This is a genomic window from Bacillus sp. REN3 (assembly GCF_017912555.1).
Lineage (GTDB): Bacteria > Bacillota > Bacilli > Bacillales > Cytobacillaceae > Mesobacillus.
Genome location: NZ_JAERSD010000004.1, coordinates 122,112 through 148,062 on the forward strand (window position 1 = coordinate 122,112; position 25,951 = coordinate 148,062).

21 protein-coding genes are annotated in these 25,951 nt (G+C 47.1%); 3 read left to right on the forward strand and 18 right to left on the reverse strand.

Annotated features, from left to right (window positions below; all coding sequences use genetic code 11):
• From addB to JJQ88_RS05010, 8 genes are all read right to left on the reverse strand, one after another.
• Positions 1-3,576 (reverse strand): helicase-exonuclease AddAB subunit AddB, encoded by a 3,576-nt coding sequence (gene addB / locus JJQ88_RS04975; RefSeq protein WP_210364632.1) that lies wholly within the window; start codon positions 3,574-3,576, stop codon positions 1-3.
• 492 nt (positions 3,577-4,068) lie between these two features.
• A complete protein-coding gene (locus JJQ88_RS04980; protein ID WP_210364633.1) occupies positions 4,069-4,401 on the reverse strand; it encodes a hydrolase in 333 nt (110 codons plus the stop codon).
• A 289-nt stretch (positions 4,402-4,690) separates the two neighbouring features.
• A complete protein-coding gene (gene fabG / locus JJQ88_RS04985; RefSeq protein WP_210364634.1) occupies positions 4,691-5,431 on the reverse strand; it encodes a 3-oxoacyl-ACP reductase FabG in 741 nt (246 codons plus the stop codon).
• A gap of 240 nt (positions 5,432-5,671) precedes the next feature.
• Complete coding sequence (locus JJQ88_RS04990; protein ID WP_210364635.1) at positions 5,672-8,125, reverse strand: YhgE/Pip domain-containing protein; 2,454 nt, start codon at positions 8,123-8,125, stop codon at positions 5,672-5,674.
• A 408-nt stretch (positions 8,126-8,533) separates the two neighbouring features.
• Entirely contained in the window at positions 8,534-9,091 is a 558-nt protein-coding gene (lepB, locus tag JJQ88_RS04995; protein ID WP_210364790.1) for a signal peptidase I, read from the reverse strand.
• A 31-nt stretch (positions 9,092-9,122) separates the two neighbouring features.
• On the reverse strand, positions 9,123-9,734 hold the full coding sequence (locus JJQ88_RS05000) for a TVP38/TMEM64 family protein (protein WP_210364636.1): 612 nt from the start codon (positions 9,732-9,734) through the stop codon (positions 9,123-9,125).
• Between the two features lie 162 nt (positions 9,735-9,896).
• Positions 9,897-10,838, reverse strand: coding sequence for an LCP family protein (locus tag JJQ88_RS05005; protein ID WP_210364637.1), 942 nt, complete (start codon positions 10,836-10,838; stop codon positions 9,897-9,899).
• A 145-nt stretch (positions 10,839-10,983) separates the two neighbouring features.
• Positions 10,984-12,972: a S9 family peptidase gene (locus tag JJQ88_RS05010; RefSeq protein WP_210364638.1), complete on the reverse strand. Its 1,989-nt coding sequence runs from the start codon at positions 12,970-12,972 to the stop codon at positions 10,984-10,986.
• A gap of 216 nt (positions 12,973-13,188) precedes the next feature.
• Here JJQ88_RS05010 and JJQ88_RS05015 point away from each other — a divergent pair, with 216 nt between their 5' ends.
• Positions 13,189-13,575 (forward strand): YhjD family protein, encoded by a 387-nt coding sequence (locus tag JJQ88_RS05015; RefSeq protein ID WP_210364791.1) that lies wholly within the window; start codon positions 13,189-13,191, stop codon positions 13,573-13,575.
• A gap of 62 nt (positions 13,576-13,637) precedes the next feature.
• On the opposite strand, the gene JJQ88_RS05020 is transcribed toward JJQ88_RS05015, so the two are convergent.
• Entirely contained in the window at positions 13,638-14,219 is a 582-nt protein-coding gene (locus JJQ88_RS05020) for a competence protein ComK (protein ID WP_210364639.1), read from the reverse strand.
• A gap of 190 nt (positions 14,220-14,409) precedes the next feature.
• Here JJQ88_RS05020 and JJQ88_RS05025 point away from each other — a divergent pair, with 190 nt between their 5' ends.
• Positions 14,410-14,646 (forward strand): IDEAL domain-containing protein, encoded by a 237-nt coding sequence (locus JJQ88_RS05025; protein WP_210364640.1) that lies wholly within the window; start codon positions 14,410-14,412, stop codon positions 14,644-14,646.
• Between the two features lie 454 nt (positions 14,647-15,100).
• Here JJQ88_RS05025 and JJQ88_RS05030 read toward each other — a convergent pair whose 3' ends face one another.
• From JJQ88_RS05030 to JJQ88_RS05060, 7 genes are all read right to left on the reverse strand, one after another.
• Positions 15,101-16,378, reverse strand: a complete 1,278-nt coding sequence (locus tag JJQ88_RS05030) for a M48 family metallopeptidase (protein WP_210364641.1) — start codon at positions 16,376-16,378, stop codon at positions 15,101-15,103.
• Between the two features lie 480 nt (positions 16,379-16,858).
• Positions 16,859-17,164 (reverse strand): AzlD domain-containing protein, encoded by a 306-nt coding sequence (locus JJQ88_RS05035; protein WP_210364642.1) that lies wholly within the window; start codon positions 17,162-17,164, stop codon positions 16,859-16,861.
• Positions 17,157-17,885 carry an AzlC family ABC transporter permease gene (locus tag JJQ88_RS05040; RefSeq protein ID WP_481748281.1) on the reverse strand — a complete coding sequence of 243 codons (729 nt, stop codon included), beginning with the start codon at positions 17,883-17,885 and terminating at the stop codon, positions 17,157-17,159. The genes JJQ88_RS05035 and JJQ88_RS05040 overlap by 8 nt, the downstream gene beginning before the upstream one ends.
• Before the next feature lie 153 nt (positions 17,886-18,038).
• Positions 18,039-18,815 carry an enoyl-CoA hydratase-related protein gene (locus JJQ88_RS05045; protein WP_210364643.1) on the reverse strand — a complete coding sequence of 259 codons (777 nt, stop codon included), beginning with the start codon at positions 18,813-18,815 and terminating at the stop codon, positions 18,039-18,041.
• A gap of 187 nt (positions 18,816-19,002) precedes the next feature.
• A complete protein-coding gene (locus tag JJQ88_RS05050; protein WP_210364644.1) occupies positions 19,003-20,553 on the reverse strand; it encodes a fatty acid--CoA ligase family protein in 1,551 nt (516 codons plus the stop codon).
• Between the two features lie 167 nt (positions 20,554-20,720).
• Positions 20,721-21,710, reverse strand: a complete 990-nt coding sequence (gene lplA / locus JJQ88_RS05055; RefSeq protein WP_210364645.1) for a lipoate--protein ligase — start codon at positions 21,708-21,710, stop codon at positions 20,721-20,723.
• A gap of 15 nt (positions 21,711-21,725) precedes the next feature.
• Entirely contained in the window at positions 21,726-22,460 is a 735-nt protein-coding gene (locus tag JJQ88_RS05060) for an MBL fold metallo-hydrolase (protein ID WP_210364646.1), read from the reverse strand.
• A 168-nt stretch (positions 22,461-22,628) separates the two neighbouring features.
• On the opposite strand from JJQ88_RS05060, the gene yhfH reads away from it, so the two are divergent.
• The gene (yhfH, locus tag JJQ88_RS05065; RefSeq protein WP_210364647.1) at positions 22,629-22,763 is read left to right on the forward strand and encodes a protein YhfH; all 135 of its coding nucleotides are present in this window, start codon (positions 22,629-22,631) and stop codon (positions 22,761-22,763) included.
• A gap of 275 nt (positions 22,764-23,038) precedes the next feature.
• Here the strand turns inward: yhfH and JJQ88_RS05070 are convergent, their stop codons facing one another.
• Positions 23,039-25,240 carry a YhgE/Pip domain-containing protein gene (locus JJQ88_RS05070; protein WP_210364648.1) on the reverse strand — a complete coding sequence of 734 codons (2,202 nt, stop codon included), beginning with the start codon at positions 25,238-25,240 and terminating at the stop codon, positions 23,039-23,041.
• A 73-nt stretch (positions 25,241-25,313) separates the two neighbouring features.
• Positions 25,314-25,886, reverse strand: a complete 573-nt coding sequence (locus tag JJQ88_RS05075) for a TetR/AcrR family transcriptional regulator (RefSeq protein WP_210364649.1) — start codon at positions 25,884-25,886, stop codon at positions 25,314-25,316.
• Positions 25,887-25,951 lie beyond the last annotated feature (65 nt).

Consider the following 25,951-nt stretch of genomic DNA (forward strand, 5'->3'; position numbering starts at 1 on the left):
TTAGCCAAGATCCTCATCCTCCTCTCCTAGTGATGACAGCAAGTCTTGTTTCTTGATCTCTTCCAATCTGCCAGATTTATTCGCAAATCCGTAAGAGGATTTAAGATTCTCATCCTGGCGGAGCGCCTCGAGCAAGTCTTCCTTCTTGATTGGAGGAAGTTTGCGGAAATCATTCGACTCCATTCCCTGGTCAAACTGGCAGACAGGTTTGAAGGAACAGAAAGTGCACGGTGCGCGTTCCTTTAGCTTGTATGGTGAAACATCGACGATTCCACTGATGATTCCATTGCCCGTTTCAATATATTTATGGCGTACAAACTGCCTTAGATTCTCGAAATCTTCCTTGCTTGCGACTTTCGAGCTCTTCAGCAGGCTTCCATCCTTCTTGAACCCCGCTGAGATGATTTGCGAGCTGCCTGTTTCGATGCTTCGGTCCATCATCCTGATCACATGCTCATCGTTCAGCAGCAATCCGTTCATTTTAAATCGTTTAAGGATTTCTTTCTCAATTTCTTCGATCGTCAGCATTTTTGAAGCCTGGATGATCGGGTTGTGGACATGGAAGTACAATACACCTGCAGGATCTGCTGGCCTCCCGACCAGTAGAGGCGAATGGGTGATGATGATATCGAGGTATGTGAGCATCTGGAGTGCGACTCCATAATACACCTCTGTCAAGTTGACGTCCTTCACGCTCGATTTGTAATCAACAACCCGCAAATACACACCATGGTCATCCTCTGCTTTATCGACGCGGTCGATCCGGCCCATCAATTCCATCCTCGCGCCATTTTTCAGTGAAAACGACAGTGGTGGAAGCTTTCCCTGGCGGCCAAAGCCAAGTTCAAGGCCCACAGGCGAGAAACCGCTGACCTTTGCATGTTCGCTCAATACGAGTGAAGCCCTGCTAATGATGCTTTGCAGCTTCTGCTTGATGTAATGGTGCCTGTTCGAGCTGAGCAAAATCTCGTTTTGCAATCTTGGAGCCAGCTTCTGGACGGCATCCCGAGCAAGCTCTTCCGCCTGGGTCTTCGTCAGGCTAGCCCAGTTCAAGTTGTTCTCCATGACCGTTTCCGCGATTTCCTTCAAAGCCGCATGGAATAACTCGCCGATATCAGGCGCCTCGAGCCGAAAAATCTGCCTGTCCCTCAATCTGAGGCCGTGCTGGGCATAATGGGAGAACGGGCAGCTGTTGAAAAGCTCCATCCTTGAGACACTCGCTTCGAGTTGTTCCCCATACAATTCCTTGGCAACGGATTCGGACAGCCGTTTGGTCCTGTTTTCGTAAAAAAGGCTCGAGAGCACTTTCCTGGCCGTATCCGCCCAGCGATGACTGTCAATATAGTGGTTATAGACATCCCACCAAAAGTCATAAACAGGATAATTGCGTTTCTTTAACTGCAGTTGGGCCGTCAAGTATGATAGGGCGACGTTTTCGCTAGCTACATATTCAAGCTGCTGACGCTCAGGAAGCTCAAATGGATCAGGAAGGAAGAAATGCTGCTGATGTCCTGGGAAAAGGTCGGCAATCCTTTTGATATAAGATGAAGGCATCAATGCCTTTCCTTCTTCATTGGCAATCGGATAGCTTATGTAAAGGCGCTCTGATGGCGTTACAAAAGCCTTATAGGCAATGAAGTTTTCATCCAGCAGCTTGGTACGGCTGTCTGGCGCAAGCTTCATTCCTCTTTCCTGTAAAATTTCCCTGTCATCGTCCCCGAAGATTCCTTCCTCCGAAACCTTCGCCGGCAGCACGCCTTCATTGACGCCAATCACGAATGCTACTTTGGTGTCAGCCAGCCTTGTTTTCTCGACATCCGCTACCAGGACCTGGTCAATCGCCGGTGGAATCAATGAAAACTTAAGAGATTCGAAGCCGGCATCTAGAATCGTGACAAATTTGCGCGGATCTACATTGAAGTCGCCAAGCATCTCAACAAATTGATCCAACAGGTCAATGATCCCATCCCAGGCCTGTTCATGTTCCCTTGCCTCGACAAGCCTGCCGTCTTCTTCTGCAGCCCTTCTCCAGATTTCAAGCTTTGCTGGTATATCAAGCTCCTCCATGAAAAGATAGACTGCTTCCGCAAGCTTCCTGCCGCTATCCGCCCTTTTCAGGCGGCGGGCCATCCGCAGCAACGGCGCGGTAATCAAAAGCCGCAGTTCGTTAAGTTCCTGCTCCATTTCTTTTTCTGCATCCGTCTGGACGGCATTGTCAAATTCAAGCCCCCTGATCCTCCGGTATTTCCAGCGCTGTTTCTTTGTCCATTTGTCTCCCTGGATCCCATAGGCAAGGACATAGTTTTCCAGCACATCCATTTGCTCACGCATTTTATGGATATCTGTTCCTGCCGGAAATAACAGGTCTGTTTTCACCGCCCTGAAAATCGGCTCATAACGCCAGTTGCCCAGCACCGTTTCCAGGCTTGAACGTATGAGTTCGACCAGCGGATGGTGGAGCATATCCTTCTTTTGGTCAATGAAATATGGAAGGTCATAGTCGCCAAAAATCGTTTCCAGCACTTCCCGGTATTCGCTTCCCCGCATGAGGACAGCAATATCACGATAACGGTAACCCTCTTCTCTTGCCAGGGACCTGATTTTCCGGGCAATCCCTTCAATTTCAGCCCTTTTGTTTGCCGCCTGGCAAATGTGGATGGATGCTTCACCTTGATACCTGCTGGCCGGCCTGGAATCGAATTCCCTCTCAAGATGCCGCAGCGACTCATCTTCCCAGCGCCTTTGCCCTTCCACAACAATTTCATCTTCCAATACGTAACGTTTTGTCCTGATGATTTCGTGAATATTCTTGCACGTTTCACCCGTCAGCCTGAACAGATGCAACTCATCCGGCAGTTCTTCCTTGAAATTCCGGTCGACCGGCAAGGCGATCGTCACTCTCCTGGCCGAGGCGATCAGCTGATCAATGATCATCAGCTCAAGCGGCGTGAAACTATAGAAACCATCTATATAAACCTCTGCATCTTTTAAATACTCAGAGACTGGAATTTTTTCGGCAAGGAGCCTGAAATAATCTTCGGAATCGATATACTTTCCGTACAGTTCATCCTCGAATTGGCGATAGACAAGCTCAAGGTCATGGAGTTTGTCCTGCAATACCTTGTGGCTTTCCGCCCCGCCAGCGATTTTATCCGCAAGCTCTTCAGGTTTGATGGCGTAGCGCTTGAATTCTATCAGCATCTGTTCCATTTGCTGGATGAATCCATTTTTGTCTGCGGCGCGCTGGAAAATCTTCAGCTCGTCCTTCTTATCCTCGATGATCTTGCGGATCATCATGCTGATTCCGACACTGTCAAGGTGCTGGCGCGTGAATCCGCCTGTTTCCTGGAGAACCCTCCAGGCAAGCCGAGGGAAACTGTACACCTGCGCCCTGATCATCCCCCCAATTTCAGGGTCGGTCGCAAGCCTGTATTCCGAAAGGAACGACATTTGTTCCGGAACCAGATAGACAACAGGTGCACCCTTTGGGTCTGCGATGAGCCTGTCCTTGATTTCACGGAGGATCAGCTCCGTCTTACCGCTCCCCGAGCGTCCCAATACCATACGTACGGACATCGAACTTCCCCTTTCTCCTGTCAAGAATCTTTATATGTCGATGATAGCATAATAGATTTATTGGACAAAATAGGCGCTGCACACGCGGCACCCAAACCAAACAATTGTTCTGCCCAATTTCATTATACCTTTTTTCCAGCCTGTTTTGTAAGGGCATCATTCGTTATTTTTTGGCATTACAAAAGCGCAAGCGCCCTGGTCAATCCCGTCAGGCATAAGAAGGATCGCCAAGGGCAGTTTCTCAGCCAGGCTGCAGTGCCTGAATAGGCTTCCTTGCAGCCTGGCGAGCAGGGCGGCTATAGCCGCCCGAGCAAACTTGCTCCTTCGATCAGCTTGGGTATGGCTTAGAGCTGCCCAAAATTAACGCTTCTTCGGGACATTCAAGGGAATGGATAAGGATTGCCCAGGCGCAGGAGCTGTTCATTTCTCGATGCAAATTTCCCGCTTTCTTATCGCATCAAAAAACCGCGGCCGGTTGCCGCGGTTCCTCCGCTATCTGTTTAGCTTGCTTTCATCCAATATTCCCATGCTGAGGACGTGGTTCTTCGCTTCCTGGTCACCCAACTCGTAAATCATCGCGTAGATTTCCTTCATGGTATTATCGTATTCAACATTCTCTTTATCTTTGTGGTATTCCTTGAATGGTATATGGGCGCGGCCGAATGTTTTCAGATCCGCTTGATAATTTTCCGCAAGGGACTCTCGCAAATGCTTGATTTCCTCTCCTGTGGCATAGAGAGTAAAATGGCCCTCTGGCTCTGCTGGTTCATCCAGGACCTCTCCGCTTTCTATGTTAAGGTAATACTTCCTTTTCTGTTCTTCCATTTGAAACACCTCATTCTTTTTTATTATCATTTACCACTTTCCTCATAGAGTTAACCTTTTAAAATGCGCCGACAGCGGTACAAAGGCGCTTCATTCCATGCAGACCAAGAAGCGAGGGAAAGCCCTGTTCTGAACCAGGAAGATGGCATTTATTTTTAAAAATCTAGGTTAATTGTTATTGGTAAAAAAATTTCAAATTCACGATAAGGTGTCGGAGCACCCTTAACCGGAAAAGCATGTGACATTTAAGGCTAAACAATAAAGAAAGCGCATATTCTGCGCTTTCCCATTACATCATGATTCCTCCGTCCACATGGAGGACGGTTCCATTCACATAATTCGATTCGTCTGAAGCAAGGTACAGATAGGCATTGGCTATATCTTCCGGCAAGCCTAGCTTGCCAAGCGGAACCAGCACCTTCATCTGCTCAATCAATTGTTCCGGTACCTTTGCAGTCATGCCTGTTTCGATGAACCCGGGAGCAACCGCATTTACATTGATTCCCTTCCTGCCAAGCTCTTTTGCCCATGTTTTGGTCATCCCGACTACACCAGCTTTGGCCGCGGCGTAATTCGTCTGCCCTATATTCCCGTACAAGCCTGATACAGACGATGTGTTGATGATTTTTCCAGCCCCCTGCTGGATCAATGACGGAAGGACAGCCTGCGTGCAGTTGAAAACCCCTGTCAGATTGACATCGACTACTTTTTGAAAATCCTCGACCGTTAGCTTATGGAGCATTCCATCTCTCGTAATTCCAGCATTGTTCACCAAAATATCGATCTTGCCAAATCTTCGAAGCACACTCTCCACCATTTTGTCCACGCTTGTCCTGTCGGCGACATCAACCTGGAAAAATCCTGTATCGCAGCCATCCCTGGATAATTCCGCGGCCTGCTCGTTCCCGGCTGCCTCATCAAAGTCCGCCATTGCAACCTTTGCACCTTCCCTGGCAAAAATCCTGGCAGCAGCCAGGCCAATCCCATTTGCGGCCCCAGTGATAATGGCGACTTTATCCTTTAACCTCATGATAACATCCTCCTGTTTTTAAAATCTTTTCTTGAGCATATTCAACATTTCTTTATAAAACCCTCTATTTTTCAGAAGCTTGCATTCTATGTCAGGGATGTTAGCAGGCAGCAGAATGAAGTTTAGCTACGAAAAAGAAAGCTGCTTCCAATCTTTCTTCATCCAAAAGGGACGATTCAGTAACCGGCTGTTTGATTCGCTAAAAAGACTCCAAAAGCAAGTGCTCTTGGAGTCTTTCGGTTATGTCTCGATGGTTCGGGAAGAATCTATTCCTCTCGATTTCACTATCGCCACTGCTGCTGTCAAGGCCAGCCCGATGATCAGGAAGATGCATAGAACCATGATATTTGCCCAGCCTTCTCCAGCGTTATTAAGGGATATAATCGACCTGAAGCTTTCTATTGCATAGGTCATCGGCAAGAAATGGCTTAAAGCGCGCAAGCCGGATGGCAGCATGTCTACCGGAAGGCTTGAACCTGTGGTTGAAAGCTGCAATACAAGGAAAGCCAGGGCAAGTAGCCGGCCGATATTCCCTGCGGCAGCCACCAGGAAAAATACGATCGCCAGGAAGGAAAGACTTGCGATCACCGAAAACAAGACCAGCAAAATGCTATGATACACCGTCAACTCCAGGAAGAACAGGACGAAGATACTCATAGCCAAAGCCTGTAGCACTGCCACTCCTGCCATCCGGGCAAACACATTCCCATACCAGGAGATCCCAGATACCATGCTGTCCTCCGGCTGCCTGATCTGGAACAGGACAGTCATAATCAACACACCAACAAACAAGGCAAGCGCAAGGATGTAAGGAGCGTTGGCATATCTGTACATTGGGTAGCGATTTAAGACGTTCTTTTTCAACTCAACTGGTGCGGCAAATTGGGCAATATTTTCGTCGTTTGCCTTGATGCCGCCCACTTTTTCAGCACCGCCTTCCAACCCTGTTTGCAGTTCTTTTGTCCCATCTTCAATCTGTCCAACTCCGCCGTCCACTTGGCGGACACCGTCCGTTAGAGTGCCCCAGCCAGTTGCAACAGATTGATTTCCTTCGCTGACCTGCAGCATCCCATTGTCAATCTGCCTTGCTCCATCCGTCAGCTTTGTCCATGATCCTTTAAGGGAACCATTTCCATCCGCGACCTGGCTGGCACCGCTTACAAGCTCAGGAAGACGGCTCGCAAGCTTGCTGTTGCCAGCAGCCAATTGGCTTGAGCCTGCAGCCAGCCGGTCTGTCCCGTTTGCGAGATCGCTCGCTCCTCTGGATAAAGTGTTTGTGCCTGCCGCAAGATCTGAACTCCCCTTCTGAAGCGCTTCAGACCCTTTCAGCAAAGTTCCCATCCCGGTGTCTACCGCAGTCTGACCAGCGACCAGCTGCTGGATGCCGGATGAAAGGGTTGGGGTGGTGGCGCCTTCCTTGTCAATCCCGGCAGCAAGCTCATTGGCACCTGCACTGAGTTTGCCAGCTCCATCCTTCAGGAGTGTCATGCCAGCCGCTAAATCCTTGCTTCCCTGCCGCAGCCTTTGAAAATCCTTATCCGCTGCTAATATCGGTCCAAGCAATGGATGCTTCGCTAACTGCTCGATTCCATCAGCGACCTGGTGCGCACCTGGCTCCAGGAGTCCGCTGATTTTGGAATTCGCTTCATTCATACCTTTAGCGAGCTCGCGGCTCCCGGGCGCAAGCTTTCCATCAACACTTGCCTGCAGGGATTTCAACCCTCCAAGGACCTGCCCCGTTCCAGCCTTCAGTCCTTGCGCGCCCTCATGAAGGCCTGTGGCTCCTTTATTCAGGGCTGTTGCGCCTTCATTCACGGCAACCGCCCCACTCCCTATTTTCTTTGCTCCATCGTCTACCTGGGTAATGCCTTGGTCCAGGTCCTTGGCGCCTTTTGAAAGCTCCTTGGCGCCCTGGTAAGCTGTCCCCACACCATCGGCCACTTTTTTAGAGCCGTCGGCAAGCTTATTGACTCCGCTTGTGCCGCCCTGAATGTTGCCTAGAAGTTCTCCAGTCCCCGCTTTCAGCTTTGTGGAGCCTTCTGCCAGCTTCGTGATATCGCCTGATTTTTCTTCAAGCGATCCAAGGATCTGGCCGGTGCCATCCCTCAATTTGACTGAGCCTTCATTCAGTTTCCTAGACCCATCGGCCCCATCCTTGAAGCCCGCAGCGACCTGTTCAAGCTGTGAGAACATGTTTTTTACATACGTCTCGGTAATTTTGTTTCCAAGCTGCTCGCGAATCTGGTCGGCCGCTTTTCCTGTCACCTGCGCTGCCATGAAATGAAGCCCTTCATTCTGCGTGATATTGATTTCCGGGACTTTTGGTTCGGCATCAAGCACGGTCGTGATCTTTTCTGAAAAATCAGCCGGGATTTCAATCACCATATAGTAGGACATGTCTTCAATGCCCTGCTGCGCTTCCTTTGCACTTACAAACTCAAAACCTAAAGATTTGCTTTCTTTGAGAGTTTTGACGAGGTCCTCGCCCGCATTGATTCTTTCTCCCCCGGACATCGCTCCGACATCATCGTTCACAACCGCCACCGGGAGATTGGAGAGATTGTCGTAAGGTCCCCAGGAAGCAGTAAGGATGATCATCGCATACACTAGGGGAACAAGGATAACAGCAATTAGGGCTATCAACGTTCCCTTTCTTTCCTTTAAAGCCGAAAGTGATGTGGTGAAATTTTCCATTCTTTGCCTCCTTCTTTGATTGTTAGAAAAATGAATGATTATTCATTTTTCCTACAAACTATATAATTCTAAATTATTCGGAAAATTCCTTCTAAAAAATTAAAAAATTCTGTTTTTTCTAATTATTATGAATTATGGAATAAAAAATAAGTTTTCCTTGCATATAACAAAAGCCCCCATGCTAGGTGGGGGCTTTTGTTATAGAATTTTCGCATGAAATAAAGAAAAGGCAGCTAATCCCTTTAGAAAACACTCGCCGGAAACTTAAAAATTCGTCAGCTATGCCTTAGACAGAATGATTTAGCAAACTTCTCTTTTTTACGCTTATTTAACTGAAATCCATTCCTTCAGGGAAATGTTGATTCGAAACCATAAAGATAAAGTTAGGCGGATTGCCTGCTCCCGCCTTTAGAAGGAAACTGCCATTTCCTCAAGCGGCCAATAACGCAAATTGACCTTCCCAACTACCTGGTCAGCGGATATGAAGCCAAATTGCCTGCTATCCCAGCTTCCAAGCCGGTTATCGCCAAGAACAAACAGTTTCCCATCGGGCACCCTTTCTTTCCCAGTCAAATCCTTAAGCGTAAAATCGCCCGTTTGATAACCTCTGCTGTCTTCATCCCTGTGCTGTTGATCCAAAAAGGGCTCGTATACTTTTTCTCCGTTGACATACAGCCGATCTTCGCGGTATTCAATTTTATCTCCAGGAAGCCCTATGATTCGCTTGACGAAGTCCTCGGATTCATTGGCATGGAAAACGATGACATCGAAACGTTCCAGGTCGCCTGTATCGTATCCAAGCTTATTGACGACTACTTTATTGCCTTCCTCCAATGTCGGTTCCATCGATTCGCCTTCGACGACATAATTCGAAAAAAAGAAAATCCTGATGAAAGCGAATATCACCATTCCAATAATAAAAGCCTGCAGCCATTCCATTCCTTCCTTCTTGATTCTAGCTCTCATAGATTTTGTCACCATCCATTCTCCAGCTGCCTCAATGCTCATCTTTTTTTACACTCATATTCATTTTCACTTCTATCCGCTTGCCGACATACCATAGAACAGCGATGATTACCAGGACGACCGCCGTCCTGGATGGATTTGTAACCAGGGAACGAATGTCATATCCAACAAAACTGATTGTGAAAATCATCACCATTTTTCCGGCTACAACTGCCAGCATGTATTGAGCCATGCTAATATTTGATAATCCAGAGACAATGTTGACGAGGGCGGAAGGCGTAAATGGGAAGCACAGAATCAGGAAGAGCGGCCCGAAGCCGCGCCGCTCGATCCAATTCATCCCTTTCTGGACCTTCGGATGCCGATGGATAATCCGGAGCACCCGTGCCTGTCCATACTTGCGGAAAATCCAAAATACGAGCAAAGCACCCGCCACTGCACCTATCCATGAAAAAAGGAAGCCAAACCACAAGCCAAAAGCATTTGCATTAGCCATCACAAATAAGAACAGCGGCAAAAACGGCAGGAATGCTTCAAGCATCGGCAGCAAGATTCCAGGAATCGGCCCGAATGACCGATACTCGCTCAGCAAGTCCATTATATTTTCGATCGTAAACCAAGCTTTAATTGATTCAAGGTCCATTGAAGTCTCCTTCTCCAGAAGCTTCAGGCAAAAAACCGCACGAAAAACACATTCCGGGGATTCCTACTCCTCAGCAGGCTTCTGCCATCACTCTTTCTTCCTATTTACCTCATTGTTTATAATGTACACCTAAATTTTATTTAAAGGCTAGCTTTTCAAGCCTTATTCTTCCAAAAATTTCTGCAATGCCTCCCTGTTTTCCTCAAGGTCAATTGCCAGGACCGCTCCCACACCGGGAACCCTTTCATCCGCAAAGGAATTTTCGACCGGAATCCTCAACGTTTCGATATCCCTGTTCTCTTTCGACAGGAAGCCCTTCCCTACCGACAGGATTTCCATACTGTTCATATTTGTGTTGATATACGGCGCTACTACTCCAATAAGCTTTGGCAGCTTTGGCACAGTCTGGATGCTGGCCATTTCCTTGCCCACTTCTTTGATGACATTCTGCTGGCGTTCAACTCGCCCGAAATCTCCTACCGCATCCTGGCGGAAACGGACATATCCCAATAAATGCTTGCCATCCAGCTTTTGGACTCCCGGCTCTATCGTTACCCCGATATTCTCCGACATTCTTTTTTCGACATTGACCTCCACTCCTTCTGGAAAAGCCTCATCAATCAGCCGGACGAACCCTTCGAAATCAACAATTGAATAATATTCCAACTCTACATTGAAATTTTCCTTAATTGTTTTCCTTAACAGTTCAGGCCCTCCAAGAGACAATGCAGCATTGATTTTATTCATCCCATGACCGGGGATGTCAACATACGTATCTCGCATGATGGAGGCAATTTTATACGTTCCTTTTTTCGGGTCATAGCTGGCAATCATGATTGTATCGGCCCGAGAGCCTCCATTCTCCCTTGCATCACTTCCAAGGAGGAGGACATTCGTCGCTCCATTCGGAGCCTTTTCCCCATTGAACTCATATTCCGGCTTGTTTTGTTCCACCAGTTTTTCCGAATCCTTCACTCCGGCGCGATATTGAAAATAAGAATAAGCAGCCGCGATCAGCGCAAAGAGGAGGAAGAGCGCAAAGAAAACTCTCCGCCATCTGACTTTTAGCTTCTTCTTCTTATAATGGTGTCGTTCAGATCTCATAGTTAAAATTCCTTCCTTACAAGTTTAAGAGTTAGCAACCTATATTATTTTCCTTCTTTCTATATAACCTTAAACTCCTAAAAGGAATTTTTCAAAAAATAATCATGCAGCCCGCAGCATTTTTTTGCTGCGGGCCATTGTCTTTTTATTTGAGATATTCATTAAACCAGCCGGCAAGGTACTCTAGGCGCTTCAAACGAAGATCCGGTTTCCCGCTCCTGGACAGCTCGTGATTCGATTCCGGGAAACGGATGAGTTTCGCGGTTTTTCCTTGCCTTTTCAAGGCTATGAACATCTGCTCAGCCTGCTCGATCGGACAGCGGTAATCCTTTTCACTATGGAGGATCAGCAATGGGGTGTCGATTTTATCCGCATAAGCAAGCGGTGAATGCTTCCACAGTGTTTCATGATCATTCAAATCCGCTTTTATTTGCCATTCCGTGAAATAATACCCAATATCACTCACACCATAGAAGCTGATCCAATTCGAAATGGACCGCTGGGTTGCTGCTGCCTTGAAACGATCAGTATGGCCAACGATCCAGTTTGTCATGAATCCGCCATAGCTGCCGCCCGTCACGCCAAGCCTATCCTTATCGATAAAATCATATTGCTCAAGAGCAAAATCAACAGCATCCATCACATCCTGATAGTCTCTGCCGCCATAATCCCCCCGGACTGCGTCGACAAATTGCTGTCCATATCCATGGCTGCCCCGGGGATTGATGTATAACACTGCATATCCTTCAGAAGCAAGGACCTGGAACTCATTGAAATACGTATTCGCATACATGGCATGCGGCCCGCCATGAATTTCGAGGATAAGCGGATATTTTCTGCCTTCCTCATATCCTGCTGGTTTCATGATCCAGCCGTGAAGCCTTGTTCCATCGCTGGCCGGAATAGAAATCGATTCAGGCTTTGACAGGGAAACCGATTCAAGGAAGGCGTCATTCACGTTCGTCAGCTGCTTGCTCTCCCCTGTCGTCACTTCTAGCTGGAATAATTCACCCGGCAGCACCGCATTGCTGACCGCTGCAATGATCCTTTGATTCCTCCTGTCAAGTGTATAGCCGTACACATGCTGTTCACCCAATAGCGCCGGATAGATTTCCCCTGAAAGATTCCCAAAATAAATGACTGTATTTCCCTGGTCGGTCGCAAGGAAGTAAAAGCTTTTGCTATCCTCTCCCCATATAAGACCAGGGCTGTCCGCCCCTTGCTGGAAATCGGCAACAACTGCATCCCCGACATAGATGTCCAGATTCTCAGTCATGCATTGAACATACCCTGTACCCATCTCTTTGATCCAAAGCTTGGAAATAGTAGCATTCTCAAACTCTCTTTCATGTCCGGTATAGCCCAGGTACTTGCCATCCGGGGAAAAGACTGCGCTGCTGAAATACCCGGTTCCCTCCGTCAAGGTCTTTGCCTTCCCTGTCTCCACTTCCACAAGCAGCAAATCACTTTTGAAAGAGAAATCGCGGCCCGCCGTTTCGTCCGCAGACAGCACGATCGCTTTCCCATCAGGCGACCAGCATTGCAGATGGTAGTCTGCCTCCCCTTTCATCAGCAGCCTGGCTTCGCTATCCTCAAGGCCGATGATGGCCGCCTGCTTGTACTTTCCATCCCAAAAACCTGCAGCGTCGGATTTATATTTCATCCCTTCCACGACCAGCGGTTCTGGCCGTTTCTCATCCTTCTTGCCATCCTCATCATCCAGCAGGTCTTCGCCCGGCTTCAACGATACCGAGCAGGCAATCCTTTTTCCATCAGGCGACCAGAGAGGCTCGCTTGCCCCATTCTTGAAATGGGTAACCTGCTTGGCCTCCCCTCCTTCAGCATCGAGGATAAATACCTGGTTGTCGCCAGTCCTGTTCGATACGAACGCGATTTTTGACCCATCCGGCGACCATCTAGGCGAGTGATTCCGGAATTCGCCAAATGTCCATTGTCTGGCCGTTTCTTCTTTTTCCAGGTCAATGATATATAGGTTAGAGGAATAATCATTCTTTTTCTTCAGCATCCCAGTTTCGACAAAAACACATTTTCTGCCGTCAGGTGAATATTGCGGGTCTGTCAACGATTTGAGCATGAATAAATCTTCTGGTTTGATAAATCTTCTTTTTCCCATCTATCCAGCCTCCCATTCATGAGCGTAATAATCATCCTAAAAATTTCGACAACAGAAATATTTTTCCTGCTTGCATTACTCGATTTTTCAACGCATTTTTAAAGGCGGATGGGAAATAATGAGGAGGAAATTTGTTTCCCTCTTGAAAACAGCCGCATTTTCCAGTACGATAGTATCGAACAAACGTTCTATAATGATGAAAAGGGGCAGAGCAAGATGACAAGGATTCCTGAGCACGAACGCGATATAATGGAGCAGGCCATTTATTTGCCGATGGTACTGACCGTGCTTAACCGGGATCTTTCTGTTGTGGAAAACAGTCCATTCAAACTAAAAAAGCCATACCTGGAACTAATCGAAGAAACAATGAAAGCCGTCCAGAAGGAACTCGCGAAAGTGAAGAGCTATTTAAAGAGGAATGACCTGAAGGTTGAACAGGTGCGGCATGATGAGGCATTCACGATGTTCCTCTTCATCTACCATGGCTATGAGGAACACCACAATTACTTCAATCCCCGGATCCGCAACAAAGTCCAGGAATTGATGCTATATTATCTTTTCAAGCGATATAAATCCATTGGGGCCCCTGCCGGAAAAAATTGAAGGGGAACCCGACCTGACCTCGAGTTCCCCGAAATCGCTATCAATACATACAGTCTTGTTTTTTATAAGTCTTTAAAAACTTCACTTACCATTCCTGCGTGATGGTAATCCTGGGATTCGGCGAATTTACGTCCATGAAGCAAGTATAACGCCTTTCGTTCGGTCTCTTTCATGCGCTGCATGAACTTGGTCCTGAGCATGGATGTCCGCAGGAGCTGGTTTTCAAATGAATGATGGGAAACAGGGAGGATGATTGACTTTTTGTTCCTGAAGGTAACCTTTGTGCTCTGGGAGTCCACCCGTTTATGGAACAATACATGTTCATGCGACACCCAAATGCAGCCCGGTTTTGTAGGTGAGCTTGTAGGCAGGAAATAAATGGAGCTCATGGGGTCGATGATGATCGGGACTTTATGGGTGATCCCGGTCAGTTGCTTCGTCCCCTCTTTTCTTCCTTCGTAACTGGATCCAAAATAACGGCAGCTTTTTTTTACAATCTCAATCGGCTTAAAAGGCGACAGATATTCCGTCTCCAATTCAATCACCCTCGAATAAGTCCGGCTTCCATACTCTTCCGGAAGGATGATCATGGTAAAAGGATTTATTTCATATTCTTCTACTAAATTCTTTTGGATTTCTATCATTCCTTCATCTCCTAAAATACCGTATACCCTATTTTATCATAATTTGTAAGCGCATACCCAGTAACACAAAAAATTCTAATTTTAGTCACATTTTCCTTATTTGAATTAGTTATCTAAAAATTATAAAAATTTAGTTGATTCTCTGGAGTTTCCTCCATATAATAAAAAAAAGGTCTAAGAGGTGAGGTCAATGAAAGAGAAATCATATTCCGAAATGATGAAATCTACTGTGATGAAACGGATAAAAGCTAAGGAATCATTTGTTCTGGACCTGTATGTGGATATGCTGATCTCTGAGATCCAGCTAAATACAAAAAAGGAAAAACTGATGGCAAAGATTGATAAGGCAATAGATGACCGGGATCAGCCATTATTTTTATCGCTGACAGAAGAGTTGAAAGTCCTCAATAAACAATTTGGAACCTAAATGAGTGAAATCCCCTATGCAGGGGATTTTTTGTTATTTTACAATAAGGCTTTGTAAAACCTGGGTGTTGATTTCCACTCCAGGGACATGCTTTCCGCGGAGCGTCAGTGGAGCTGGTCCAGCTTCAGCGCTTAGCCCCTCCGAGTCGCTTCGCTCCTGCCAATGAAGTCAAAGAGCGATTTCACTGTCAGGCCCTTCGACGGACAGGACGTCCTAGTGCCGACGTTGCCGCAGGACGCGGCGGTCTTAGTCGGCCAGCGCTTGTCGGGGCTGACCAAAGCGCTTCAGCTTCCCTATCTCCTCGGCACTAAGGGAGCCTGCGGGGTCTCCACCTTGCCACTGCATCCCGCGGGGCGTCAGTCCCTTCCCTTCAATCAACTCTTTAAAAAACAACATTCAGCTTTAACACAGCCTGCAATAAAAAAACAATCCCCGGTTGAACCGGGGATGACCGTCATTCCTGCTTGTTCCGCATTTGTACTTCATACTCTTCAAGTCTCGAAATCCTTTCGAGCATCGTTGGATGCCCATATCTGAACACCTTGACCAATAACGGCGGATTAACCTGGCTGAGCCCCGCCCTAGTCAGCTCCTGGAAAGCGCCAATGGCCGCATTGGTATTCTCTGTCATTTCAATTGCATACTTATCCGCACGCGACTCCTGGTACCGCGATACAAGGTTCGATAATGGACTGGCTGCGAACATGAGCATGGATAAGAACATGAGGAATAGTGGCAGGGAGCGGATATCGCCGGGATCCTTGACCTTGAGTTCCGCTCCCCAGCGCCCGATCGCCCAGTTCATCAATCTCGAGACAAGATAGAGTCCGGCGAGTGAAAGGAGCAGATATCCGGCAATTCCAATATATAAATGCTTTTCGACATAGTGCGCCATTTCATGGGCCATGATGAACAGGATCTGATCATCGCCCAGTCTGTTCAATGTTGTATCCCAGAGGACAATCCGCGAATTTGACCCAATCCCTGTGACATAGGCATTAAGTGCATTTGTCTTCTCAGCCATGTTCACTTCGAACACATGCTCAGCCGGAATATTCGCATTGTTTGCCAGTTCCAGGATTTTTGCTTCAAGCTCCTTGTTTTTCAACGGATAAAAGTCATTGTAAAGCGGATCTATCACAACCGGCTGCAGGAACATGATAAACAGCGTGAACGGGACAGACAACAGCCAGGCAAAAAGCCACCAGAATCGCTTGAATTTATTGATCAGCCAGTACAGGACAAGGACAATGATAAACATCATCGCATAATTGACCCAGAAATCAATCAATTCATCCCGCATCCAGGAAGCGAATGTCTGAGTGGATATATTGTAAATTTTCGATAATTTATAGCTGATATAACTAAGAGGGAATGTTGCAGCAAATGCGAAAAAAGAGAGCCAGATCAAGTAGATCGCCATTTGCCCATAGCTATTTTTAACTGACTGTTCGCTCCACTTTTTAAATGCCTTTGATAGCCCCAGCAAAAGGATTAAAAAATAGAACAGCCATTCAAATGGAGTCGAAAGGAAAAATAATAAATTCCTGACTTTCGAATATTCCTCACTAAGCATCAACTCCCTGCCATTCAGGAAAGTGGCCGGGTCCGCCTTCGACCCCTCGAACTCAAACGGAAGGCTTGTATCCGCAAAATAAAACAAATACCAATATACAGCAAAACCATAAAGGATATAGGCGATCACCCCATAAAAGCCCAATCTTCTCGCCATCGTTTTTCCCCCTATCGTGAACAACCTGTCTATAACTATTTTAGTCCATCCCGCTGAAAATAGAACAAGTTATTGCCAGGAGATAAGCAATGTACTTTCGGGAGATGGACGATGCATGGTGCCTGCGAAGAGTGATTTTACCAAAGTCGCAGCGGGTGGCCGGATCGCTGCGAAGGGACGAATGGCTGTGTGGAGGCGGATGGATGCAAGGGATTCATGAAATGCGAATGGCAACTCTGACCCCGTCCATTACCTTTTGGGACTTCTTTTGGGAACGAGACAGCTCTATTCGTTACCTTTTCACCTCCCCGGGGACCCTGTTGAGCGCGAGACAACCCTATTCGTTACCTTCTGCCTCTCCTGGGGACCCTTTTGGGCACTATCCGCGCCTGACATGCTTATTTCACTTTTTCGGGACCCTCCTTTAAGCATTATCTTTTCCTGTTAATCTCATAAAAATAGACCCGCACACCTGCGGATCTAAAAAAAATAGGAATACAATGTGAGCACAGAGATTGAACCGATGACGACAACAATGACATTGGCGCCTAGGAAGGCAACGATAAAAGCTGCCGCGGCTCCCAGGATGCCATACCATATGTCTTCCTGAATGAACAGGATGGCAGGGAAAATGAGCGCTCCCAAGGTGGCATAGGGGACGTTCTTCAAGACTCCCTGAAGGAATGGGGGCAGTTCTTTTCCTTTGAACATCACAAATGGAAGCATTCTTGGAATGTAGGTGACGATTGCCATTCCGATGATCATGATGAGGATTTCTTTATCCATTTGTTTTTGCCTCCCTTCGTTTTTTCACTGTTTCCACCCACTCAATGATGATGGCAGACAGGAGGGTCGCCGAGACGATTGCCCAACCGGTTGACATCATTTTTCCGAGAGTGAAAGTGGAATTGAAAGCAGCAGCAAGGATGGCAAGGAATACGACCTTCACACTGCTTTTCATCGAGGGTACGAGGAGTCCGACAAACATCGCGTAAAGGGCGACTGACATGCTCTCCTGCAGGGTCTGCGGCAGTCCCGCCCCAATCAGGAAGCCGACACCAGAGTTGATTACCCAGCTTGAATAAGAGATGAGAATCAATCCGAACATATATCCGGCATTGACAGTCCCGTCACGGGTGGCCGCAACTGAAAAAGTCTCATCCGTGATTCCGAATGAATACGCCATTCTCGCCCCAATGCTGTCATCGTCCGCTGTTTCATTCAAAGAGGCAGACATAAGGAAATGCCGGATATTCACGATGAATGTGGTCAATACGATTTCGAACATCCCAATTCCCTGCGTCAGCAGGCTTAAGGATATGTACTGGGCCGCGCCGGCGAAAACGAGCAGGCTCATTAAAACCGTTTCACTAAAGGCTAGGCCGGTCGTCTTCGCGATCAATCCAAATGTAAGCGCAACCGGCATATAGCCTATTGCAATACTGATGCCTGACTGGATCCCCTTCTTGAATTCTGTTGCCTGGTTAACTGCCAATATACTCTCCACCTGCTTCCCGCCTTTCCTTATTGCAAATTTTACAAAATCCTTTAGTCAATTAAACTATCGAATGGATTAAAATATATTATACATACTATCAGTTGTATGGCAAAGAGGTTTGTTAACCTAAATGGAAAAAGCACGGCCTCGGCCGTGCTCCGATTACTTGCCTTTGAAAAGCGGCTTCCTTTTTTCGCTGAAAGCGGCCAGGGCTTCAAGCCGATCCTCTGTCGGAATCGTTACCTCGTATGCTTTACGCTCGATTTGCAACCCTGTCTGCAGGTTAGCATTCATCCCCTGCTTGACTGCAAATTTTGCCTGTTGCAGCGCGACAGGCCCGTTTCCAAGCATCACCTCTGCGAGCTTCTGGCATTCGTCCAGCACGTTTTCTTTTTCGGCGACAGCATTGACAAGGCCATATTGGAGGGCTTCCTCTGAGCTGATTCGCCGGCCAGTCAGGATAAGCTCCAGGGCCTTTGCCTGTCCGATTAGCCTCGGAAGCCTCTGGGTCCCGCCCGCTCCAGGGATGATCGCAAGACTCGTTTCCGTCAGCCCCATCAAAGTTCCGGCTGCGGCAATCCGAAAGTCGCAGGCAAGCGCCAGCTCCATTCCCCCTCCAAAAGCAAAACCATTGATGGCAGCAATTGTAGGCTGCGGCAGCTGGTCAATCGCAGTAAAGACCTCTCCGATCTTGTAGATATTCCGTTTTACTTCCTCATCTGACAGGGTGCGTCTTTCTTTCAAATCAGCCCCCACACTGAACGCTTTCCCACCTGCTCCTGTAAAAATCACAATTCGGACTTCACGATTTGTTCTGATCGCTTCCACTGCCTTCTGCAACTCTTCAAGTGTCTCAAAATTAAAGGCATTCAGCGCATCGGCGCGGTCCAATGTGACAACCGCAATATGCCCTTTCAATTCATAACGGATATGATCCAAGCAATTCAGCTCCTTTCCTCATTCTCATCATTCGCCAGCTGGCCGTGAAATCCTTCTGTTTATTTTTTCGCATTCCGGAGCCTTGGACGGCAGATGCTGCCAACGGAATCCATAAATGACTGCTGACTTCCGGTTATTAGCATCGCAAGCAAAAAAGGCAAGCCTGTAAGCCTGCCTTTATCGTTGGTTATTGTGACTGGTATACCTGGGTTCTGAGGGCTCTCCTCAAAATCTTGCCGGTCGTGTTCTTCGGCAGCTCTTCGAGGAACTCGATTGAACTTGGCAATTTATACTTTGCAAGATGTTGACGGCAGTAGTCCATCAGTTGGTCTTCAGTGAGTTCAGGATTGCGGCTGACGACATAGCAGCGTACCGATTCTCCAAGGTTTGGATCTGGAACTCCAAGTACTGCTACCTCGACGATATCCGGATGGTTATAAAGAACCTCTTCGACTTCTCGTGGATAGACATTATAGCCGCCTACAATGATCATATCTTTTTTGCGGTCAACAATATAAAAGTATCCCTCGTCATCCATACGGGCCAAGTCCCCGGTATACAGCCAGCCATCCTTAATGGTTGCAGCCGTTTCCTCCGGCATCTTGTAGTAACCTGCCATCACGTTCGGCCCGCGGACGATCAATTCGCCGACTTCTCCTGGTTCCACCTCATCACCGAGTTCGTTGACTACCTTGTTTTCGACATTGATGATTGAAGTACCGATCGAACCTGGCTTCCGAGGACGGTCAAGCGGGTTGAAGCACGTGACCGGCGATGCTTCAGATAATCCGTATCCCTCAGAGATCATTACATTGAATTTCCGTTCGAAATTCTCCAGCAGGGCTACAGGGAGAGAAGCGCCTCCCGAAATACAAAGGCGCAGGCTTTTCAGGTCTTCCTGTTTTCCTTCTGGATACTGGAACAAGAAATTGTACATGGTCGGAACACCTGCAAACACGGTCGCTTCATACTTCCTGGCAATCCTGAAAATTTCTGCAGGGCTGAATTTCGGCACGATTATCAAGGTGCCTCCGTTCATGAGAGGAGCATTAAGAGCGACCGTCATGCAAAATACATGGAACATTGGCAAGGCTGTGATGACTCGGTCTTCTTCATTGATTTTTAAGTAATCGCTTACATCTTTTGCGTTGCTGTAAAGATTTTTATGGGTAAGCATAGCTCCCTTCGGCTTCCCTGTTGTTCCGGATGTGTAAAGTATGACGGCTACATCCTCATCGTTTACTTCTGGTCCCTTGAAGTCAGGCTCACCAGAAGCAATCACATCTGTAAACGGTTTCATTTTTTGCCCCAATGTCAGCTTTGAGAAATCCACTTCTGCAGCCTGTCCTGTTTCACAGATAATAAAGTGATCCACCTTAGGCAGCTGATGGTGGATTTTTTCAGCAAGCGGCACCATCATATCCAGCCCAACGACTACTTTCACATCCCCGTTGTTCAGGATATAGCCGATCTCGTCTGCGGTATAAATCGGATTGATTGGAATGACAGTTGCTCCGAGCCTTAAGGCCCCGTAGAAGCTGATGACAAAATGCGGAGAGTTTCCCAGCAAAAGCGCAACATGATCCCCTTTTTCCACCCCTAATTTCTTAAGGCCTGAAGCGAACTTGGTGATTGCGCCATCCAGTTCAGCGTAGGTACTTGCCTTGTCCATAAAAAAATACGCTGGCTTATCTCCAAGCTTTGCGGCAGTGAGTTGAAGCTGTGATGAAAGATTCATTAACTCCCTTTCCCCCTTTGCGGTGATAAAATCATCACCAATCTTGTTAAAAAATTTTCTAAATATATTATATTGAAAGAAAATTATGTATTCAAGAGAAATATATCCGGCTCTCTCCATTTTTAAAAAGAAAAACGCGCTGTAATGGCCAGCGCGCCTGCATTTGCTCAATAAATTAAACTGATGAAATCTTCCTTTGAAATATTTCCGAAATAATGTTTGATGTCGAGTCCGTCCAAAGCCTTGGTGATTTCGGCCTTTTCGTATTTTACCCCTATCAGTTTGTCCTCAATTTCGTTGACATCGCCTACTCCGAAGAAATCCCCATAAATTTTGCAGTGCTCGATGACTCCCTTGTTCACTTCAAAGCGGACATCAATTTGTCCGATGGGGAACCGGTGTGAGTGCTGTAAATTGAACTTCGGCGACCTTCCATAGTTCCAGTCCCAATTCTGATATCTTTCTTTTGAAAGTTCATAAATATTTGCCCAATCCTGTTCTGTGAGAACGTATTCAGGAATTTCTTCCCTGTCCTCAAAGATGTTTTTCAGCAGCAGGCTGCGGAATTGTTCAATTCCCATCTTTTCTGATAAAAATTCTGAAATATTGGCAACGCGGCTGCGGATGGATTTAATCCCTTTGGATTCAATCTTGTCTTTTTTAACATTAAGAGCGGATACGACATTTTCCATTTCCGAATCAAACAGCAAGGTTCCATGGCTGAACATTCTCCCCTTGGTCGAGAATTGCGCGTTACCGGAAATTTTCCTGCCTTCGGCCAATAAGTCGTTCCGCCCGCTTAACTCGGCATTCACTCCAAGTTTTTTCAAGGCAGTGACAACCGGCTCAGTGAACTTCCTGAAATTGTGGAAGCTTTCCCCGTCATCCTTTGTGATGAAGCTGAAATTCAGGTTTCCCTGGTCATGGTATACAGCTCCTCCTCCGGAAAGCCTGCGGACGACGTGGATTCCGTTCTTTTCAACATACTCTGTATTGATTTCTTCAATCGTGTTCTGGTTCTTGCCGATGATGATCGATGGTTCGTTAATGTAGAACAATAGGTAAGTTTCGTTGATATCAAGGTTCTTCAATGCGTACTCTTCAATCGCAAGGTTAATCCTTGGATCGGTAATTCCTTTATTGTCAATAAATAACATCGTTTGGCTCCCCTTTTATAATGTAATTACAAGCCCTTCCCTGGCCAGGGCAATCAGGCCATCATATTCAGCTGATGCTTCGGAAACAAGTTTTTCCAGCTCGCCGTAATGCGGCAGATGTGTCATCACAAGCTGTTTCACTTGAGCGCCGCGCGCCAGTCTTCCATTGTCGAGGCTGTTCATATGGCCAGCCCCTTTGCCGTCCTGGTCCCCGTAAAAGTTGCATTCAGACAGCAGTAAATCAGCATTGGCTGCGAACGGCACGAATTCTTCCTTGAAGGAAGTATCTCCTGTATAGACCAGCGACTTGCCATCCGCCTCGATTCTCATTGCATAGCATGGGACCGGATGTGCTCCAAGCGTGAAGTTGATGGTGAATGGACCGACTTCAAGCTTTTGGTTAGGATTGTAGCCGACACCCTTTGTGATTTTTTTGTATGTAAGTCTTTCAAATTCATGCTTGTCCTGTGTATGGCCATAAATCGGGAGCTGTGGCGGCTTCTTGCCCAAAAACCCCTGGATCAGCCGTGCATGCTGCAAGACCCCGATATCAGCAACATGGTCGGGATGGTAATGCGAAAGTACCAGGGCATCAAGTGCCCCGGGTGCGACATAGTTCGGCAACTTCGCCAGGACCCCGCTTCCAAAATCAATCATTAATTTAAAGCCATCATGCTCCAGCAAATATCCGGCGCTTGCTTCATTGGCTTTTGGATAACCGCCCCAGCAGCCTATAATCGTCAGCTTCAACAATATCCCTCCTTCAATCACGCATTTGCTACCACTATACTTCATTTTACCCATTTTTTCACTTCAAGGATTTTTTCAGAAAATTTCGTTGACAGATCATTACTGTTATAATACAATGTCGTTAAAGCTAAATCTGTATCAAAACACACGATAAATGGAGGGAACAGCATGATTGAAAGTATAGTAGAATTCTTTCGCAATTTACCTCAGAAACAGTGTATGGAGTGTGGAGAGCCGATCAACGAACAACATGAATGCTATGGAAACAAATGCGATCGCTGCATGGATCCTGGCAAGCTGTAAAATTAAGATGTTTGTCCTTCCCCGGGCTTTTCCGGGTGTAATACAATCCCTTTCCCGCAGTAGATGCTGCACAATCAAAAAGCCAGCTCGTTCATTTTGAACGGCTGGCTCTTTTTTCTGCCAAAAAACATGGAATTGGCACCTTGCCTGGAGTTTGGCTAGTGGCCGCACCTTAAGTCAGGTCATCCTATATCCTGGACCCCGGCTGGGAAAACTGCCAAGAGTTTCGGCCGTTTTCGCCGGCTTCCTACAAACAAAAACGCGTTTCGCTTTCCTTATGCTTCAGCGGCGGCAGAATATTTCTTTTTGTGCATGAGAATGAAATATAGCCATGTGCCAATCGAAAGGAATGCGATAAACCCGCCAAGAATAGCGGCATTGTACCACATGAAGCTGATGTCTCCGCTTGAAATGACGGCTTTGTAACCTTGCACGGAATAAGTCATCGGCAGGAACGCATTGAACTTTTGCAGGATTCCAGGAATCAATTCGAGCGGGAATGTCCCCGCGCTGGTAGTCAACTGCAAAATAAGGATAAGAATCGCCATGAAGCGCCCTGGGTCGCCGAATAATGTCACAAGGAATTGAATGAGTGTGATGAACGTAAGGCTTGTTACAATCGAAAACAGTATGAACAGCGGCACGCTTTCCACTTCAATCCCCAGACCTGCAAGCATGATCGCATCGGCAATCAGCGCCTGCAAAATTCCGATGGACGCGAGAATCAAAAACTTGCTTGCGAACCAGCTGGTTCCGCTGGCCGGAACTCCTGCAGGTTCCCTTAATGGGAACACAATCGAAAGCAGCAATGCCCCGACGAAAAGTCCCAGGCTAAGGAAATATGGCGCGAAACCAGTTCCATAATTCGGTACTTCATTCATTTTTTCATTATCCAGTTTTACTGGAGCTGCAAGCATATTATAAGCATCATCCGATGGATCGATCTTTGCTTTTTCGGCACCATCCTCAAGCTTGCCTGCAAGCTCGGATGTGCCCTCAGCGACTTTTTCGTTTCCTTCAGCAAGCTTGCCTGCCCCATTCGTCAGCTTGCCCGCTCCATCCGCCATCGCCGAGGAACCTGCGGACAGCTGATCCATCCCGCCGGATAGCTTTGCTGATCCATCAGCAAGCTTTTTGGAGCCTGCGCTCGCTTCACCAAGCTTTTGACCAAACGTTCCAAGCCCTGCATTGAACTGTTGCTGTCCGGAAACAAGCTTGTTTGTCCCTTCTTCAAGCTGGGCACTACCTGCTGACAGGGCGTCCAGTCCTTTATGGAGCTGTGCCTGTCCCGCTGCCAATTGATCGAGACCGCCTGCAAGCTGTGTTGCTCCTCCGGCCAGGGGACCTGCTGACTTTGAAAGTGAGTTTGTTCCCTCTGCAAGCTGGGAACTTCCTGCTTCCAATTTTCCAAGGGCCTCAGCCAGTTGTTTCTGCTGTTCAGGATAAGCACTTAAGAGTGGCTGCATTGCCTGCATTTTCGCCTGAAGCTCCTGGATACCGGCATGCAGTTCAGCTGCTCCGGAGGCTGTCTGATCCGCGCCCTGTTTCCACAAAGCAAGGTTATTGGCCAACTGTTCGGACCCTTGCTTGATTTCTGCAGTCCCACTCTCTAGCGCCGGCATCTTGCTGCTTGCTTCCTGCAGGCCAGCGTTCAGCCTTGCGGCGCCAGCGGATAACTCTTTTTCTCCAGCCAGGAGCTCTTCAGAAGAAGACGCAAGCTTTCCATGGCCTTCTTCCAGCTTCCCAAGTCCTTCTGAAAGGGCCCCTGCTCCGCTCGCGACTTCTTTGATTCCAGTATTCGCCGATTTCATACCATCGTTGAATTCAACTGATTTACCGGCAAGGACAGCAAGGTTCTGGTACAATTCTCCAGATCCATTTTTCAATTCCCCGGCTCCTTCAGTAAGCTCCGAAGCACCCTCACTCGCCTTGGCTAACCCATCCGAAAGCTCGCCTATCTTGTCAAACATCGTTTCCGCATAGGTTTCAGATACTTTTTCAGAAACAGATGCCTTTATTTTCTCGACTGCGGTTTCCCCGATCTGTGCTGACAGAAAGTTGAAGCTTTCATTCGGCATGTAGATTAGTTCGAGTTTTTGCGGCTGCTCATCCAGCAATGTTGTGGCATTCTCCGAGAAATTTTCAGGGATTTTGATCAGCATGTAATATTTCTGATCCTGCAGACCTTTCTTTCCCTCTTTTTCACTTACGAACTCGAACCCGAAATCTTTACTTTCCTTTAGCTTTTCGGTCAATTCATCCCCGAGCTCAATCCTTTCCCCGTCCAGTTCCGCTCCTGAGTCCTCATTGACCACTGCTACAGGCAAATCACCAAGGCGGTCGTATGGATCCCAAAAAGCCCATAAGAACATTCCGGTATATAAAACAGGAATGAATAAAACAGCAAGCACAGGAATCAAAAGGCTTTTATTCCGGAAAATTGAATGCAGTTCTTTTGACAATAGTGTCTTTTTCATTGATGTCCTCCCCTTAAATAACAAATGACCATTTTGGCCATTTGGTCATTCTTACTCAATATTTAAGGATTACCTAGTTGGATAATCCTTTGAAAATATATAGCTCAAACAGTCGGGAAATTTCTTCTTTCTCAAGGGGCTCATGTCTTTTTTCCCAGTCGAAGATCAAGGCAATGTAAAGCTTCATCATGATGAACGAAGTGATTTCCGGATCGCATTTCTTGATTTCTCCCTTTCGGATAGCTTTGATGACCTTTTCCTTGATGAAGTTCAAAATCGCAAGCTCAAGTCTTTCCATCACTTCCAGCACAGTCGGTGTTCCGAGATCCCTCGCTTCCTGGGATAACTTGATCGTCAGCTGATGTTCTTTGCGGAACTCAAGAAGCTTATAAAGGGATGTATGCACATTTTCATAAAAGGAACGAGTGGGATCGACCGATTCTTCAGCGACCTTCTTCATTTCCTTGATCAGCCTGCCAATGATCTCATCGAATAGTTCTTCCTTGTTTTTAAAAAAAGTATAGATTGTTCCCTTTCCGACATTCGCCATCCTTGCGACCTGATCAATTGTAGTCGCTTTATAGCCAAACATCGAAAATGAATTTGTCGCTGCATCGATTATTTGCTGCTTCCTGTCAATTGCCATGCCCTCACCTCTGTCTGAGTAAAATGACCAAATGGATAAAACGGTCAGTTAGTACGGTAATAAAT

Bases quoted from the DNA above. Each gene is read 5' to 3' on its own strand.
- addB (WP_210364632.1), bottom strand. From the start codon at position 3,576: ATGTCCGTACGTATGGTATTGGGACGCTCGGGGAGCGGTAAGACGGAG.
- JJQ88_RS04980 (WP_210364633.1), bottom strand. From the start codon at position 4,401: ATGGAAGAACAGAAAAGGAAGTATTACCTTAACATAGAAAGCGGAGAG.
- fabG (WP_210364634.1), bottom strand. From the start codon at position 5,431: ATGAGGTTAAAGGATAAAGTCGCCATTATCACTGGGGCCGCAAATGGG.
- JJQ88_RS04990 (WP_210364635.1), bottom strand. From the start codon at position 8,125: ATGGAAAATTTCACCACATCACTTTCGGCTTTAAAGGAAAGAAAGGGA.
- lepB (WP_210364790.1), bottom strand. From the start codon at position 9,091: ATGAGAGCTAGAATCAAGAAGGAAGGAATGGAATGGCTGCAGGCTTTT.
- JJQ88_RS05000 (WP_210364636.1), bottom strand. From the start codon at position 9,734: ATGGACCTTGAATCAATTAAAGCTTGGTTTACGATCGAAAATATAATG.
- JJQ88_RS05005 (WP_210364637.1), bottom strand. From the start codon at position 10,838: ATGAGATCTGAACGACACCATTATAAGAAGAAGAAGCTAAAAGTCAGA.
- JJQ88_RS05010 (WP_210364638.1), bottom strand. From the start codon at position 12,972: ATGGGAAAAAGAAGATTTATCAAACCAGAAGATTTATTCATGCTCAAA.
- JJQ88_RS05015 (WP_210364791.1), top strand. From the start codon at position 13,189: ATGACAAGGATTCCTGAGCACGAACGCGATATAATGGAGCAGGCCATT.
- JJQ88_RS05020 (WP_210364639.1), bottom strand. From the start codon at position 14,219: ATGATAGAAATCCAAAAGAATTTAGTAGAAGAATATGAAATAAATCCT.
- JJQ88_RS05025 (WP_210364640.1), top strand. From the start codon at position 14,410: ATGAAAGAGAAATCATATTCCGAAATGATGAAATCTACTGTGATGAAA.
- JJQ88_RS05030 (WP_210364641.1), bottom strand. From the start codon at position 16,378: ATGGCGAGAAGATTGGGCTTTTATGGGGTGATCGCCTATATCCTTTAT.
- JJQ88_RS05035 (WP_210364642.1), bottom strand. From the start codon at position 17,164: ATGGATAAAGAAATCCTCATCATGATCATCGGAATGGCAATCGTCACC.
- JJQ88_RS05050 (WP_210364644.1), bottom strand. From the start codon at position 20,553: ATGAATCTTTCATCACAGCTTCAACTCACTGCCGCAAAGCTTGGAGAT.
- lplA (WP_210364645.1), bottom strand. From the start codon at position 21,710: ATGTTATTTATTGACAATAAAGGAATTACCGATCCAAGGATTAACCTT.
- yhfH (WP_210364647.1), top strand. From the start codon at position 22,629: ATGATTGAAAGTATAGTAGAATTCTTTCGCAATTTACCTCAGAAACAG.
- JJQ88_RS05070 (WP_210364648.1), bottom strand. From the start codon at position 25,240: ATGAAAAAGACACTATTGTCAAAAGAACTGCATTCAATTTTCCGGAAT.
- JJQ88_RS05075 (WP_210364649.1), bottom strand. From the start codon at position 25,886: ATGGCAATTGACAGGAAGCAGCAAATAATCGATGCAGCGACAAATTCA.